The sequence below is a fragment of the uncultured Devosia sp. genome, assembly GCF_964244875.1.
Classification (GTDB): Bacteria; Pseudomonadota; Alphaproteobacteria; order Rhizobiales; family Devosiaceae; genus Devosia.
The window spans coordinates 316315-330281 of the sequence record NZ_CAXTKA010000001.1 but is presented as its reverse complement, the minus strand read 5'-3'; the positions used below and the strand labels follow the sequence as shown (position 1 = coordinate 330281).

The following is a 13967-nucleotide window of genomic DNA, read 5'->3' as shown; positions in this document are numbered from 1 at the left end:
ATCGATCGTTCGCCTATTATCAATCGCGGGAGTTTAGCGATCCAATGGCAAGTCTTGCAATCCATGGCGGCGCCGGCACGATTCCGCGCAGCGCATTTACGCCTCAAAGCTACCAGGCCGCACGCGACGGCCTTCGGGATGCCCTGCGTGCCGGCTGGGCCGTGCTGAACGATGGGGGATTGGCGGTCGATGCGGTCGAGGCGGCTGTTGTCGTGCTCGAGGATCATCCCAGCTTCAACGCCGGCCACGGCGCCGTGCTCAATGCCGCCGGCGATCATGAATTGGACGCCGCCATCATGGATGGTCGGACCCTTGCCGCAGGAGCTATTGCCGCGGCGCGCGCAACTCGCAATCCGATCCGCGTCGCGCGCCGCGTGATGGAAACTGGCGATTGCGTGCTGCTCACCGCCAGCGGGGCGGACCTGTTTGCGCGCGAACAGGGCCTTGAAATGGTTGATCAATCCTATTTCACCACCACACTGCGCCGGCAGCACTGGCAACGCGCCGACGAGGAGCGGGCCGGCTTGCTTAACAGGCCGCGCAGCGAAGCCGAAAAGCACGGGACGGTAGGCGCCGTGGCGTGCGATGACGACGGCAATCTGGCGGCAGCCACCTCGACCGGGGGCTATACCTACAAGCGTGTCGGCCGGGTTGGGGACGCGCCGATCTTCGGCGCCGGGACCTATGCTGCCAATGGCACGGTGGCGGTGTCCTGCACGGGGCAGGGCGAATTCTTCATTCGGCGCGGTACCGCACACGACATTGCGGCACGAATTCGTTACCGTTCTGATACCCTCGGCGACGCCGTAGCGGTCGCAATGGCTGAACTGACCAGCGATGGCTGCGGGGCCGGCCTGATCGCCATCGACGCGACGGGTGCGATGGAACTGCTGCACAATACCGAAGGCATGTATCGCGGCACCGTCGCCGCCGACGGCACGCTCAGCGTCGGCATTTACCGGGACGACTTCGCTGTCGTTGAACGTCTGTAGCGCGCACTTGCGACGACGGTATTGTCTCTCCAAGATCGTGTGAAAGGCTTGGGTGCGAGAACCATGCTTGTGCGATTTCAAGACGAAGTTGTCGGCTGTCGGCGCTGATGCTAGAAGCCACCCATGACGGCGCTCGCAACGCGAAGCGCCTGTTGAGGAGGCATGACTGTGCACGGCGACTCCGCCCTTGTCGAGCTGCCGCAGCCAAAGCGGATTTCGCTGTCCGAAAGCGCTGCCGATACGATCGCCGAGGCGATAGCCACGCGGATCATTTCTCCCGGAGAGCGGATCGTCGAGACCACGCTGGTGGAAAAGCTCGGCGTCAGTCGAGTGCCGGTTCGCGAGGCGCTCAAGGTGCTCCATGCCCAGGGGATCATCAGCGGCGGCGGTCATCGGGGCTATCGCGTCGCGGCCTTTGATCCCCATGTCACCCAGCAGATCATGGAAGTGCGACTCAGCCTTGAATCCTTCATGCTGCGCGATGCCATCGACAATTGGCGCCAGGGCATGGGCGATCCTTCGGTGCTGCAAGCCCCCATAAATAATATGAAGCTTTCGGCCAAGGCGGGCAGTCGGCGAAACTCGCTGGTCGCCGATCTCGAATTTCACCGTGTCATCCGCCAGGTCGCCAACAATCCCATTGTCGGCACGCTCTGGGATACCATTGCGCGCCATGTGCTGATCGTGTTCAATTTCGAGCGCTTCCGCGATGAGGATCTGGACGAAATCCCGCGCCAGCACGAGGCCTTTCGCGATTGGATCCTGGCCGAAATCGCCAAGCCAGAAACCGATTTCGCCCAATTGCAGGCGGCCCTTGAAGGCCACATGCTGCTGATCGCCCGCCAGAAGAAGCGTGGCGATGTGTCCATCTCGCGCTGACTACCTGCGCTAGCCGATCAGGACCGTGACCCGATCCGTGCCACCTTTTTCGGAGTGGCTGGTGACGGTAACGCTGCTGCCGCTTGACGCGCGCACCAGCCATTCCACGGGCCGGCCATTGGCGGTCCATTGCTGGCCCCAGGGTGACCACGGATAAAGGCGCTCGTTGCGGCCGGCCAGATGACCCAGATCGGCCGTTTGTGGATTCATCACCAACTCGCCGCCATCGACTGCAATGCCGACCCGGACGGGTTTGGCAACTTTATTGGCGATGGCAACATCCGACAGGTTGGATGGCAAATAGCCGTGATTGCAAACCACGGCGCGAACCTTATGGAGATCACCGCCCAACGCCGTGACCGTAACCGCGTCGACCTTGATCCGGGGCGCAGCGGCGGCATGCTTGAGGTTGAACAGCACGTTTTGCCGGACCATGTCTTCCAGCAGATTGCCTGGTGGATTGCGGTAGCTCCAGATATTGACCATGCCGCCGATCTCGATCCTGCCCAGTTGCGGGTGATCGAAGCTCTTCCAATCGCGCCAGCCTTTCTCGGCCATGTTGGCCTTGACGTAGTCATAGACCTTTTGCTGCACCGCTTCGTTGCGCGGATAAAGGTTGTAATAGCCTTCCTTGGGCACGCCGGCGGTGCGTTCGAGGTCCCAGAGCTCGGTGCCGAAGGAGATGATGCCCATTTCCTCATAGGTCCAGTCCATCAGCCCGCCGCGGCGCACCACAGATTTGTCCGGGGTGAATTCCTCGTAGATCGAGACCGTCGGGTAGCCGGTCAATGCCGTGCCGACCTTGCCGATTTCCTTGTAGAGATTGATATCGCGGGCGCTCATGGCCGCGTCGGGCTTGGTCATGGAGGGGCGCAGGATGATGCCGCCATGGGTGTGATAGGCGCACATGCCGCAGATATTGGGATGGTCGAGAATGAACTTGGCCATGCCGAAGGCTTCGGGCTCGGAGAGCGGATGGCTGCCGGCTCCGTATTCCTGCGGCGACCAATGGGTGGGAAAGTTCCGGTTCATGTTGCCGTCGAACGGCTTTTCGACCGGCACGGTGACGCCGTCGAAGTTACGAACCGAGCCTTCGGGGTAGATGCGATAATAGTCGCCGCCCTCTTCGCCGGGCTGGCGCTGCACCATGATATCGGGATTGCCGGTGCTCTTTTTCCACTCGCCCTTGCTGTCCGGCACGCGCATCCACACGATATAGCCGTCGCCGTCGATATCCTCGGGGATCAGCCCTTCCAGCCGATCGGCCCCCGGCATGAACCGGCCATTGCCGCACCAATTGTAGTAGGGCGGCAAAAGCGAGAGTTCGGCCCCGTCGGGATTGATGCGCGGGATGATATAGAACACCTGGGTATCGAGCAGGCGGGTGGCCTCCTCGTCGCTGCCATATTGGGTGAGCAGGTGCCACACGGCATAGAGTGCGGCGGCGGAGGTGGCGTGTTCCTCGGCGTGGATTTGCCCGTCGATGTAATAACCAGGCTTTTCAGCCGCTGGCCCAGTCTCGGGATTGGAAATCTCGATCAGCCAGACGTCCCGGCCCTGGAAGCTCTTGGCCAGCGAGGTCATCGTCGCCAAGTTCGGATAGGCCGCGACCAGCGCGCGCAGCCGTTCGGTCATCTCGTCATAGCTGTAGTAGCGGTCGAATTTCACGTCGAGGTCGGTCATGGCAATGTCCTGGTCGGCAATATCAGGGGGCGGTGCGGATACAGGCGGCAAACTGGCCGGACGAAACTTCCTTGAGCTCCGGCACGACCTTGGCACAGTCGGGAATGGCGATCGGGCAGCGCGTGCGGAACACGCAGCCCGAGGGCGGATTGATCGGGCTGGGGATGTCGCCGGTCAGGATGATACGGTCTTTTTTGGCCGTGATGTCGGGATTTGGCACGGCCGAGAGCAGGGCCTTGGTATAGGGATGGTTGGGCGCGCGGTACAGCGTTCGGGTGGGCGCGATCTCCATGATGCGCCCCAGATACATCACGATGACCCGGTCGCTGATATGCTCCACCACGGCAAGATCGTGGGCGATGAACAGCATGGTCAGGTTGAACTTGGCCTTGAGATCGTCAAGCAGGTTGACGACCTGGGCCTGGATCGACACGTCCAGCGCCGAGACCGGCTCGTCCGCGACGATGAAATCGGGCTCCACCGCCAGGGCGCGAGCAATGCCGATGCGCTGGCGCTGCCCGCCGGAAAATTCATGCGGGAAGCGGTCGAGATAGTCGCCGGAGAGGCCCACCTGTTCGAGCAGCGCCACGATGCGGTCCTCGCGATCGGCGGTGGTGCCGATCCTGTGCACGGCCAGCGCATGGCCCAGCATGGTGCGGATTTTTTCGCGCGGGTTGAGGCTGGCATAGGGGTCCTGGAAGACGATCTGCATGCGCTTGCGATAACGCCGCATCGCCGGCTTGGGCAGCGTGCCAATATCGGCGCCGTCGAAATCAATGGTGCCCGAGGTCGCCTCCTCCAGCCGCAGCACGGTGCGGCCAACAGTGGTCTTGCCTGAGCCCGACTCACCCACGAGCCCCACCACCTCGCCGCGCTCGATGGCGAAACTAACGCCGTTAACCGCCTTGACGTTGTTGACGACCCGATTGAACACGCCGCCGCGGATGGGAAAATACTTGGTGAGGTCGGTGACCTGCAGCAGCGTGTCCCTGCGCTTGAGGGGCACCATGTCCGGTGTCAGGCTCATGCCACGGCCTTTGTCTTGAGATCAAGTTCCTGCCAGCGCACGCAACGCACGCTGCGTCCACCTTCAAGCACGTCGAGCTGCGGTTCGGCGGCAGCGCAACGCTCCTGGGCAAAGGCGCAACGCGTGCGGAACCGGCATCCGCCGGGCAGCTTGGTCAGCAGCGGCACATAACCCGGAATGGTCTGCAGCTTGATCTTGACCTCGGACTCGCCCATGCGGGGGATCGATTGCATCAGCCCCGATGTGTAGGGCATCAGCGGCTTGGTGAAGATTTCCGCGACCGTTCCGGTCTCGACGACCTGCCCGGCATACATCACCACCACCCGGTCCGCCATTTCCGCGACAACGCCCAGATCGTGGGTGATGAAGACGATCGCCATGCCCATCCGGGCCTGCAGATTGCGCATCAGATCAAGAATTTGCGCTTGAATGGTCACGTCGAGCGCCGTGGTCGGCTCGTCCGCGATCAGCACGCTCGGTTCGCAGGCCAGCGCCATCGCGATCATGGCGCGCTGGCGCATGCCGCCGCTCATTTGATGCGGATATTGGTCGGCTCGCCGCGCCGGCTCGGGAATGCCGACCAGTTCGAGCATCTCGATGGCGCGCTGGTGCGCTGCTTTCTTGTTGAGTTTGTCGTGTTGGACAACGACTTCGGCGATCTGGGTGCCGATGGTGTGGACGGGATTGAGGCTGGTCATCGGCTCCTGAAAGATCATGCCGATATCATTGCCGCGAATGGCGCGCATCTCACGCTCCGACAGGCCCACCATATCCTTGCCGCGCAGCCGGATGGTTCCGCGCGAGATGCGGCCGACCTTCTTGGGCAGGAGCCGCATGATCGACAGGCTGGTGACCGATTTGCCTGAGCCGGATTCCCCAACGATGGCGAGGGTTTCGCCGGCCTTGACCACGAAGCTGACGCCATCGACGGCGCGCACGTCCTGGCCTTCGCCGACGATGAAGGAGGTCTGCAGGTCATCCACTTCGAGCAAAGGCGGGGCGGTCACGGGAGTTGATGTCATGTCGGAGGCCTCCGAGGCAAAACGGTCATGCTCAGGCACTCACTGTATTCGACTGAGACGTCCGGTGTTTCGGCGAAACGTAGCGGCCCCAGCCGGGTTCACCGACGGGAACGCCATCGTAAACCACACGGCCACCGACCAGCGTGCCCCTGATGCGTCCCGAAAAGCGAGCGCCGTAATAAAGCTGGGCGACATCGCGGGCAAAGGTCAGCAGCGTGTCGCGCCCGATCTCAGTGACGCCCTTCATGTCCACCAGCATCAGGTCCGCATCGGCGCCAACCGCGATGCGCCCCTTGCCCTCCAGACCAAACCGTTCGGCGGCATTGCCGCTCAGCAGTGCCATGGCCTGTTCAAGTCCGACCCGCCCCCGTGCCACGGCATCGAGCATAGCAGGCACCAGCACTTCCGAGCCCGGTGTGCCAGGGGGGGCGTTGATAAAATTGTCCGCGCTTGCGAGCTTTTCGGCATAGGAGAACGCGGCGTGGTCGGTAGTGACATGCCCGATCGTGCCATCGGCCAGCGCCGACCACAAGACGTCCTGATCAGCCTGGCTGCGCACCGGCGGATTGATCTTGGCGAACACGCCGGCGCGGGCCACGTCCGCTTGCGTGCGGAACAGATAGTGCGGGCAGGTTTCAGCGGAAAAGTCGGAGCTGCCGGCAAAGCGGCGCAATACGTCCACGGTCAGGGCGCTGGTGACATGGGCGATGTGAAGCCTGGCCTGCGCCTCGATGTTCATCGCCAGCAGTTTGGCGACCGCAACCGCCTCGCAGATCGCCGGGCGCGCCGCCAGATGGGTGGCGGCATCAGCCGGATCCATTGCCCTGGCAGCATGGTTACGACTGGCCAGCAATTGAGCGCTTTCGGCATGAACCACGATGGGCAGGCCGGTAGCCGCGACGGCCTTGAGCGCCCTTAATTGGTCAGCTTCATCGGGAAACGACAAGCCGAGGAATTCGTCATCGCGCCCCGCTGGCGCGGTGGTGGTGAAAATCTTGAAAGCCACGATCCCGCCGGCGGCCATGGCGGCGACGCTGGCGGTGGTCAGGTCACCGGGCGCGGCATAAAGGCCGAAATTGATCAGCGCATGCTCGGCAAAATGGGCGCGCCGAATTTCGACCTGTTCGGCCGTATTGCAGCACGGCTTGGAAATCGGCATTTCGAACAGCGTCGTGATGCCGCCGGCCGCCGCCGCGCGCGTTTCGCTCTCGACGGTGCCGCGATCGGGATAGGCCGGCGCGCGGATATGAAAGTGGATATCGATGGCGCCCGGCAGGAGGTGTTGGCCGGTGGCGTCGATGGTTTCGGCCGCATTGCCGGCGCCGCGCGGCAAAAGCGCGGCGATCTTGCCATCGGCCAGCGCGACGTCATGGTCACCAAGGCCTTCGGGTGTAAGCACTTCGGCATTGCGGATGATGGTGTCGTAGGCCGCCACTATTTGAGTCCCAGTTCGGTCAGGGCCCTGGCGACGCCATCAAGATTGGTCAGGTGCATGCTGGCATAATTGGGCGCCAGCACCACGCCATGCCCGCCGGCGCGATAGGTCGCCATCACCGAGCGGTAGGCGATGTCGGGGGTCATCCTGGCAGTCTCGGGCTTGGCGCGCGGGGCATCGACGCCAAGGCCCATGAACACCTTGGCCTTGCCATTGACGCCGCGAACGGCATCGGCGCATTGGCCGAACACATAGGTGTCGGGGTCCATGCCGGCCGCAACGACGCCGGCATAGGGCGCTTCCTTGAGGCCGAGGATGCGGTAGAGGACGGCGGTGGCCTCATCGGGCGAGAAATCGCGCAGAATGGTCTTTTGGAAGAAGCCAAGCTCTTTGGTGAACACCTCGCCGGCCTGGTGCTGGTAAGTGATCGGCTTGACCCAGTCGGCATAGAGCGTCTGCTCTTCCCACGGCCATTGGGCGCGCCGGAAGATGTTGAAGTGGTTGCGGTTCCACACATTGAGCCCGAACGACAGGCCGGGCTTGCACCATTTGACCAAGCCATAAAGTTCGCGGTCGAGGTCCTTGTTGCGCTCGAGCCAGAACTTTTCCCAGATCAGCGCTTCGGGATTGGCGAGCAAAGTGCGGATGAAAGTGATGAACGCGCCGTCGGCGAAGTCCTTGCCGGATGCAGCGTCCTGCATGAAGTCGTAGAGGTTGAGCAGGGCGCGGCGGCAGGCTTCGACATCGATGCCGCGTTCCGTCGCTTCCTTGCGGGCATGGGTTGAGAAATCGCCCGGTGCGCCGCCCTGGATCAGGGTATCGAGCGGCGAATTGCGCTCGTTGCACCACATGACGCCGTCGATATCGTAATTGCGCACCTGATCCTCGACCATAGACAGGATCCAGTTGCGATAATCGGGATGGCTGGTGGACGGATCGCTGCCGAGGCGGCCGAAGATGTCGACCTCCATGGCCTGGGCGAGGTTGGGGATGTCGACCGTATTGGTGGAACCATGACCGGTATATTTGAAGAACGGCTCCATCAATTCGATAAAGACCTTCATGCCGCGCTCGTGGGCGGGTGCGATCACCATGTCCAGGATGTCCTTGCCCTCGAACTCGGAGTCCTTGGCGCGAAAATCCTTGATGAAGGTGCCAGTGTAGTACTTCGGATCGGGCTGGAAATAGGCGCCGCCCTTCATGGCGAAGGGCTCGGGCACGCCGTGGTCGGGCCAGCCATCGAGCTTGTATGAGATGGATCGGCCGGTCTTGAGGCCGAGCCAGGACACTGTGCCCAGCATCAGCACATTGACGCCGACACGCTCCTTGAGGATGTCGAGCACGGTCTCGACGCCTTCGTCGATGAAGTTGATCGGGCTGACCTGGATGCCGACGAATTTGTCGGCGGGATTGGGCTTGTCGCTCATGCGGCGGCCTTGGCGTGCTTGGCGATGAAACCCGTCATGCGCTCGACGGCTTGCTCGATCAGCGGCAGCGGCTGGAGAAACGACATGCGGATATAGCTCGGGTCATGATCGCCGAACATGGTGCCGGGGAACAGCATGACACCCGTCTCGCGCAGCAGCTTTTCGCAGAAATCGGGGGTCGTCATGCCGGTGCCCGAGACATTGATATAGACGTAGAACGCGCCACCGGGGTTGCCGTAAGTCAGCCCCATGGCGTCGAGCGCGGGCAGCAGATAAGCGCGGCGCCGGGCATATTCGTCGATCATCGCCTGGATCGGCTCCTGCGGGCCGGTGACAGCGGCAAGCGCCGCGTACTGGCTGACGGTGCAGGTGTTGATCGAGAGCGTGTGGCGGGTATCGGTAATGCGGGTGACGAAGTCGGCGGGAGCGGCGAGATAGCCCACGCGCCAGCCGGTCATCGCATAGGTCTTGGAGAAACCGTTGAGCGTGATGGTGCGCTCCTTCATCCCCGGGAGGGTGGCGATGGAGAGGTGCTCGTTCCCCTCGTAGATGATCTTGGCGTAGATCTCGTCGGAGACGATGATCAGGTCATGCTTGATCGCCAGATCGGCGATCTTGCGGATTTCCGCTGGCGGGGTAACGGCGCCGGTCGGGTTGTTGGGCGATACCAGCACGAACATGCGGGTCTTGGCCGTGATGCGCTTTTCGATCTCGGCCACGTCGAGGGCAAAGTCGTTTTTCTCGAAGGTCGGGACCGGGATCGGCACGCCGCCGGCCAGGTTCACCGCCATGTCATAGGTGGTAAATCGCGGCGAGGTCAGCAGCACTTCATCGCCCGGCTTGATCAGCGCCAGCATCAGGAGCGTGATGGATTCCTGCACACCCGCAGTGACCGCGATTTCCTCGGCAGTGTAGTCGAGCCCGTATTCCTTGTTCAAGTCGGCCGCGATCGCCGCGCGCAGTTCGGGAATGCCATAGGGCGAGGTGTAGTGGTGCTTGTTTTCGTCGATGGCCTTTTTGGCGGCAGCAACAATATGGGCCGGCGTGTGGAAATCGGGATCGCCGCGGCCCATGGCGATGACATCGGTCGTGGTCGCGGCGATGGCCAGCATCCTGGTGCGGAACGATCCGTCATCCTCGGTGATGCGGGGCGCCATGCGGTCGTTGAGAACACTCATCTCAATGCATCCTCTTGCCGGCGATGAAGGTCATCACGACGCGTTCCAGCGCAAACAGGTCCTCGTCGGGCTTGCCGTCGACGACGATCAGGTCGGCTTCCTTGCCGGCTTCGACCGTGCCGATCTTGTGGTCGAGTTTGGAAAGTTGCGCGGCGCGGATGGTGATGGCGCGGAGCGCATCGAGCCGGTTGGGGCAGACGCCGACTTCGACCATGAAATCGAGTTCCGGGGCGATTACGTTGTGCTCGACGGCGGGGCTACCGGCATCAGTGCCGAAGACGATCGGCACGCCGGCCTTGGCGGCGCGGACGAGCCCATCGAAGCGCGACTTGTCGGCGACGGCTTTCTGGCGCTCGGCGACCTTCCATTCGGGAATGCCGAAGGCTTTGGCGATGTCGGGCTTGGCCTGCATGACCAGCGCCGAAAACGTCGTGACGATCGGCACTTTCTTGTCGAGCAAAAGCTGGATGGTCTCGTCGCTCATCGAGCCGCCATGCTCGACACAATCGACACCGAATTCCACGACCCGCTTGATGCAGGCATCGTAGGTGGCGTGCGCAGTGACCGGCAGGCGGTTGCGGTGGGCCTCGTCGATCAGGGCTTCGAGCTCGGCATCGGTGAATTCCAGCGTGTCGTGGCAGGCCATGATCTTGATGAGGTCGGCGCCGCCCTTGACCTGGTCGCGCACCGCGCGACGCATCTCGTCGGCGCCCGAAGCTTCGCGGCAGACCCAATAGGTATGCCCGCCGGTCTGGATGATGCTTTCGCCGGAAACCAGCAGGCGCGGGCCGGGGAAAATGCCTTGGGCGACGGCCTGCTTGGCGAACAGATTGGCATTGTGCACACCGAGGTCGCGGACCAGCGTCACACCGGCGCGGAGACACTTGAGCATATTGCCGGCGGCCTTGTAGGCGCGGATCTCTCGGCTGTCATACATGGACTGCCAGGACAGCTCATGGATACCGTCCCAAGACAGATGCCCATGCGACTGGATGAGCCCCGGCATGATCGTCTTGCCGCCGGTATCGGTGACCGGCACGGTCGTTGTGCCCATGTCGGCGCGGTTGCCAACGCGGGTAATTTTGCCGCCGATCACTTCGACGAAGCCATCCTTGATCACCTCGTCGCCGACGGCGGTAATGATGCGGCCGGTGAGCACCTGGTCGACCGCCTTGGTGTCGAACATCGGCTTGGTGATCTTGGTGTAATGCCAGGCTGCGGGTTCAGGCATGGTGCTCCTCAGGACATGCTAGAGCGCGACGACGCGCTGATTGACGGGATAGTCGGCACGACGGTCGCCAGCGCCATCACAGCCGCTGGTCCTGATAGGGGCCGAGGACGGCGATTTCTGCGGAAAGGCCGAGTTCCTTGCCCAATGCCTGCAGGTCCGCCAGCACTTCATCGTCGAGCGGCACACCGCCGACGGATTTTTTGGCAACGCGGCGGGCTTCCTGTTCGCCGGGAATGAGTACTTCGGAAAAACCCGGGCGGGTCTGGCGCGATTTGACCATGGCGGAGAACTCGCCCATGCGGGCCTTGAACGTTTCGAGCGGCATGAACCATTCGATATCCACGGCGGTCAGGCTGTGCGAGACGTCGAGCTTGGCCTGATCGGCATAGGGGGTGAGCCCGAAGCCGCCGCCACCGATGACGCCGGTCAAAACGTCGGTCATGAAGGCGAGGCCATAGCCCTTGTATTCGCCGATGCCGAGCAGCGCGCCCTTCATGGCGGCATCGGGATCGTCGGTGATCTCGCCATCGGGGGTCAGCGCCCAGTCGAGCGGCATCTTCTTGCCCTCACGCGAATGCCACAGCATCATGCCCTTGCCGGCCGTGGTCAGGGCGAAATCCATAACGGCGGGAAAGCCGAGATTGGTCGGCGCGGCGATACCCCAGGGATTGGTGCCGACGGCGCCTTCGCGCGCGCCCCAGGGCGCCATTTCGGGGCCAGCATTGGTATAGGCGATACCGACGCAGCCGGCTTCCATGGCCTGGCAGGCGTGGACGGCCGACGAGCCGTAGTGGGTCGAATTGCGCACGATGACCTGGCCGATGCCGCAGACCTTGGCCTTGTCGATCGCCAGCTTCATGGCCTTGGCGGCCGCGACAGTGCCGATACCGTTATGGGCATCGACGAGCGCGAGGGCCGGGCTCTGCTTGACGATCTCCCAAGGGGCGCTGGGGTCGACCAGCTTTTCGGCGATGCGCTCCTGGTAGCGGCGCAGGCGGCGGACGCCCTGTCCGTGGCCGGGATGGAAGCGCAGTTCGGAAAAGATCAGCGCGTCGGCGAAAATTTTGGCGTCTTCGGCCGTGAGGCCGAGGGCCTCGAAGCCTTGCGCCATGAAGCGTTCGAGGCTTGGCTTGTCGACGTTGGTCAGGGGTATGCCCACGGGATCAGGCCTCGAGCTTGAGCAGGGAGGCGATATTGGCGTTGGCGTCGGGGTAGGACCCTAGTTCGCCTTTTGGCGCCGTCATGATCACGGTCATGCCGGGGCCGTAACCTGAGCGCGGTCCGTCAGTCTGGCCAACAATGCCAATGCTCATCGCGCCGCGCAGGTAGCCGTGATTGTAACGGCTGTCGGTATTTTCGATTGCCACCATGTCGCCCAGCTTGAGCTGGTCGAGCCCGGCCTCCTTGAGCGCCGCCCTGTCGGTCGACTGCATGTGAAGGCTCCCGCCTTCGCTGGTGAGGCCGGCGCCGGCGCCGACGAGGAAGGCGGGGACGGTCGCAACGACGCCGAACTTGAGCACGCCGTCTTCTTGCCTTTTGGGGAGGGCCTTCAGGAGGTCCGGCGACAGACCCTTGCAGTTGATCGCCTCGTGCCCTTCGATCGAAATGCCGGTGCCACAGGACTTGACCAGGATCTGATCGCCCACGGCCATTTTCTTGCGGGTTTCGACCGGGAAGTGAATGATGACCTGCTCGGAAAACCGCCCCGATTTGCCGGTGACGACGCCCTTGGCGCCTTGCGCCTGGCCGGTCATAACCGTGGCGGTGTTGCCCAGGCACGCGAATACGTTGAGGCCGCGATTGCGCAAGTCGTCGGTGCCCTTGATCGAGACGCCTGGATGGATGCAATCGGCCGCCCAGCCAAAGGCACGATCGCCCACCGAAACGTTGTAGACGATGCCACCCCAAGCCGGCAGCAGGAAGGGCGTGCCGTCGGCGGCGAGGCGATAGGGTTCGGCGGGCAGGCCGGGAAAGCTCGGATGGGCGATGACGCCGCCGACCGAGACGGCAACGAGGTCGGCTTCGTTCAAGGACACGGTCATGCGAGCGCTCCGATTCGGAAGTAGTTGGAGATATTGGCCCTCGGATCGATCTCGAATTCGATGCCGCCCTCGGCGCAACTCATCAGCGTCATGATGCCTGGGCCATGGCCGGTCATGATGGAATCGCCATGGATGCAGATGGCGATCGAGACGGCGCCCTCGCGATAGGAGCGGCCGAAATGATGGTCGGCATGGCGGATGGCAATGATGTCGCCCAGCCGCATCTGATCGATGCCGAGATCGGCCATCAGCGCCCGGTCGCCGCTCATCAGGTCCTGGTCGACATACTCCGAATTGAGCTCGGCGCCCGAACCCATGATTTCTATGGGCAGTTCCATGGCGACGGGGAGCCTCAGCCCGCCATTGCCGGCGCGGGTCAGGCGCAAAGCCTCAAGCAGCTTGGGGCTGGTTTTCTTGAATTCGACCTGCGGGAACTCTGCGAGCGCGATACCCCGGCCGACCGCTTCGATCTGGATCTGGTCGCCGATATTGAGGAGGTCGTTGACATCGTCTGGGAAGGCGACGAGCAGCCGGGCGTGCTCGCCGGTCACGGTGCCCTTGGCGCCCTTGGCAAGACCGGACATGACGGTCGCTTCGTTGCCGACGCAGCTGAGATAATGTAGCGCCATGTCGGACTTTTCGTCCGGGTGCGCGATAGAGACGCCGGGTTCGACATGATCCCCGGCCCAGCCGAAGGCGCGGTCGCCGACGCTGGCATTGTAGGTTACCCCGAACATGCCGGGCAGAATGACACCCCGGCCGTCGGGATAGTGCGTGTAGTGGCCCGGGCGCAACGATGGCGTGCTGACAAAACCGCACACCGCCATGGCGACAAGCGCGTCGGAATTGGCAGTCAGGCCCCCCAGATCGATGCTCATTTATGCGGTTCCACTATTTTCCAAAGCCCCGGTTGCATCGCTTGACAACCGCCAAATTCCCTGTCCAACATTAACTCGTTAGATTGTCGACAATCTGATAGCCGACAAATGTGCACACGGATCGGGCGTCGTCAAGCGCCCGATCAACAAAGCGGCAAAAACCGTCGTATCGA

General features: G+C 62.8%; 12 protein-coding genes. 2 read left to right on the top strand and 10 right to left on the bottom strand.

Features of this window, described 5'->3' with window-relative positions:
• The first annotated feature begins 44 nt into the window (after positions 1 to 44).
• A complete protein-coding gene (locus ACFE8X_RS01525) occupies positions 45 to 992 on the top strand; it encodes an isoaspartyl peptidase/L-asparaginase family protein (RefSeq protein ID WP_375449668.1) in 948 nt (315 codons plus the stop codon).
• A gap of 162 nt (positions 993 to 1154) precedes the next feature.
• Positions 1155 to 1871, top strand: coding sequence for a GntR family transcriptional regulator (locus tag ACFE8X_RS01520; protein WP_375449667.1), 717 nt, complete (start codon positions 1155 to 1157; stop codon positions 1869 to 1871).
• 9 nt (positions 1872 to 1880) lie between these two features.
• Here ACFE8X_RS01520 and ACFE8X_RS01515 read toward each other — a convergent pair whose 3' ends face one another.
• From ACFE8X_RS01515 to ACFE8X_RS01470, 10 genes are all read right to left on the bottom strand, one after another.
• On the bottom strand, positions 1881 to 3554 hold the full coding sequence (locus ACFE8X_RS01515) for a M14 family metallopeptidase (protein WP_375449666.1): 1674 nt from the start codon (positions 3552 to 3554) through the stop codon (positions 1881 to 1883).
• Positions 3555 to 3576: 22 nt separating this feature from the next.
• Positions 3577 to 4581, bottom strand: coding sequence for an ABC transporter ATP-binding protein (locus ACFE8X_RS01510; RefSeq protein WP_375449665.1), 1005 nt, complete (start codon positions 4579 to 4581; stop codon positions 3577 to 3579).
• Complete coding sequence (locus tag ACFE8X_RS01505) at positions 4578 to 5588, bottom strand: ABC transporter ATP-binding protein (RefSeq protein WP_375449861.1); 1011 nt, start codon at positions 5586 to 5588, stop codon at positions 4578 to 4580. Before ACFE8X_RS01505 ends, ACFE8X_RS01510 begins: the two co-directional genes overlap by 4 nt.
• Before the next feature lie 46 nt (positions 5589 to 5634).
• On the bottom strand, positions 5635 to 7038 hold the full coding sequence (locus tag ACFE8X_RS01500; RefSeq protein WP_375449664.1) for a dihydroorotase family protein: 1404 nt from the start codon (positions 7036 to 7038) through the stop codon (positions 5635 to 5637).
• Positions 7038 to 8465, bottom strand: a complete 1428-nt coding sequence (locus ACFE8X_RS01495) for a hypothetical protein (protein WP_375449663.1) — start codon at positions 8463 to 8465, stop codon at positions 7038 to 7040. The genes ACFE8X_RS01500 and ACFE8X_RS01495 overlap by 1 nt, the downstream gene beginning before the upstream one ends.
• Positions 8462 to 9643 (bottom strand): pyridoxal phosphate-dependent aminotransferase, encoded by a 1182-nt coding sequence (locus tag ACFE8X_RS01490; RefSeq protein WP_375449662.1) that lies wholly within the window; start codon positions 9641 to 9643, stop codon positions 8462 to 8464. Before ACFE8X_RS01490 ends, ACFE8X_RS01495 begins: the two co-directional genes overlap by 4 nt.
• Before the next feature lies 1 nt (position 9644).
• A complete protein-coding gene (locus ACFE8X_RS01485) occupies positions 9645 to 10874 on the bottom strand; it encodes an amidohydrolase family protein (protein WP_375449661.1) in 1230 nt (409 codons plus the stop codon).
• Between the two features lie 76 nt (positions 10875 to 10950).
• Complete coding sequence (locus ACFE8X_RS01480; protein WP_375449660.1) at positions 10951 to 12033, bottom strand: Ldh family oxidoreductase; 1083 nt, start codon at positions 12031 to 12033, stop codon at positions 10951 to 10953.
• A 4-nt stretch (positions 12034 to 12037) separates the two neighbouring features.
• Positions 12038 to 12916 (bottom strand): DUF4438 domain-containing protein, encoded by an 879-nt coding sequence (locus ACFE8X_RS01475; RefSeq protein ID WP_375449659.1) that lies wholly within the window; start codon positions 12914 to 12916, stop codon positions 12038 to 12040.
• Positions 12913 to 13794: a DUF4438 domain-containing protein gene (locus ACFE8X_RS01470; RefSeq protein ID WP_375449658.1), complete on the bottom strand. Its 882-nt coding sequence runs from the start codon at positions 13792 to 13794 to the stop codon at positions 12913 to 12915. Before ACFE8X_RS01470 ends, ACFE8X_RS01475 begins: the two co-directional genes overlap by 4 nt.
• Positions 13795 to 13967 lie beyond the last annotated feature (173 nt).

Coding starts and splice junctions, on each gene's coding strand:
- ACFE8X_RS01475 (WP_375449659.1), bottom strand. CDS start 12,916: ATGACCGTGTCCTTGAACGAAGCCGACCTCGTTGCCGTCTCGGTCGGC.
- ACFE8X_RS01490 (WP_375449662.1), bottom strand. CDS start 9,643: ATGAGTGTTCTCAACGACCGCATGGCGCCCCGCATCACCGAGGATGAC.
- ACFE8X_RS01470 (WP_375449658.1), bottom strand. CDS start 13,794: ATGAGCATCGATCTGGGGGGCCTGACTGCCAATTCCGACGCGCTTGTC.
- ACFE8X_RS01525 (WP_375449668.1), top strand. CDS start 45: ATGGCAAGTCTTGCAATCCATGGCGGCGCCGGCACGATTCCGCGCAGC.
- ACFE8X_RS01515 (WP_375449666.1), bottom strand. CDS start 3,554: ATGACCGACCTCGACGTGAAATTCGACCGCTACTACAGCTATGACGAG.
- ACFE8X_RS01520 (WP_375449667.1), top strand. CDS start 1,155: ATGACTGTGCACGGCGACTCCGCCCTTGTCGAGCTGCCGCAGCCAAAG.
- ACFE8X_RS01495 (WP_375449663.1), bottom strand. CDS start 8,465: ATGAGCGACAAGCCCAATCCCGCCGACAAATTCGTCGGCATCCAGGTC.
- ACFE8X_RS01510 (WP_375449665.1), bottom strand. CDS start 4,581: ATGAGCCTGACACCGGACATGGTGCCCCTCAAGCGCAGGGACACGCTG.
- ACFE8X_RS01485 (WP_375449661.1), bottom strand. CDS start 10,874: ATGCCTGAACCCGCAGCCTGGCATTACACCAAGATCACCAAGCCGATG.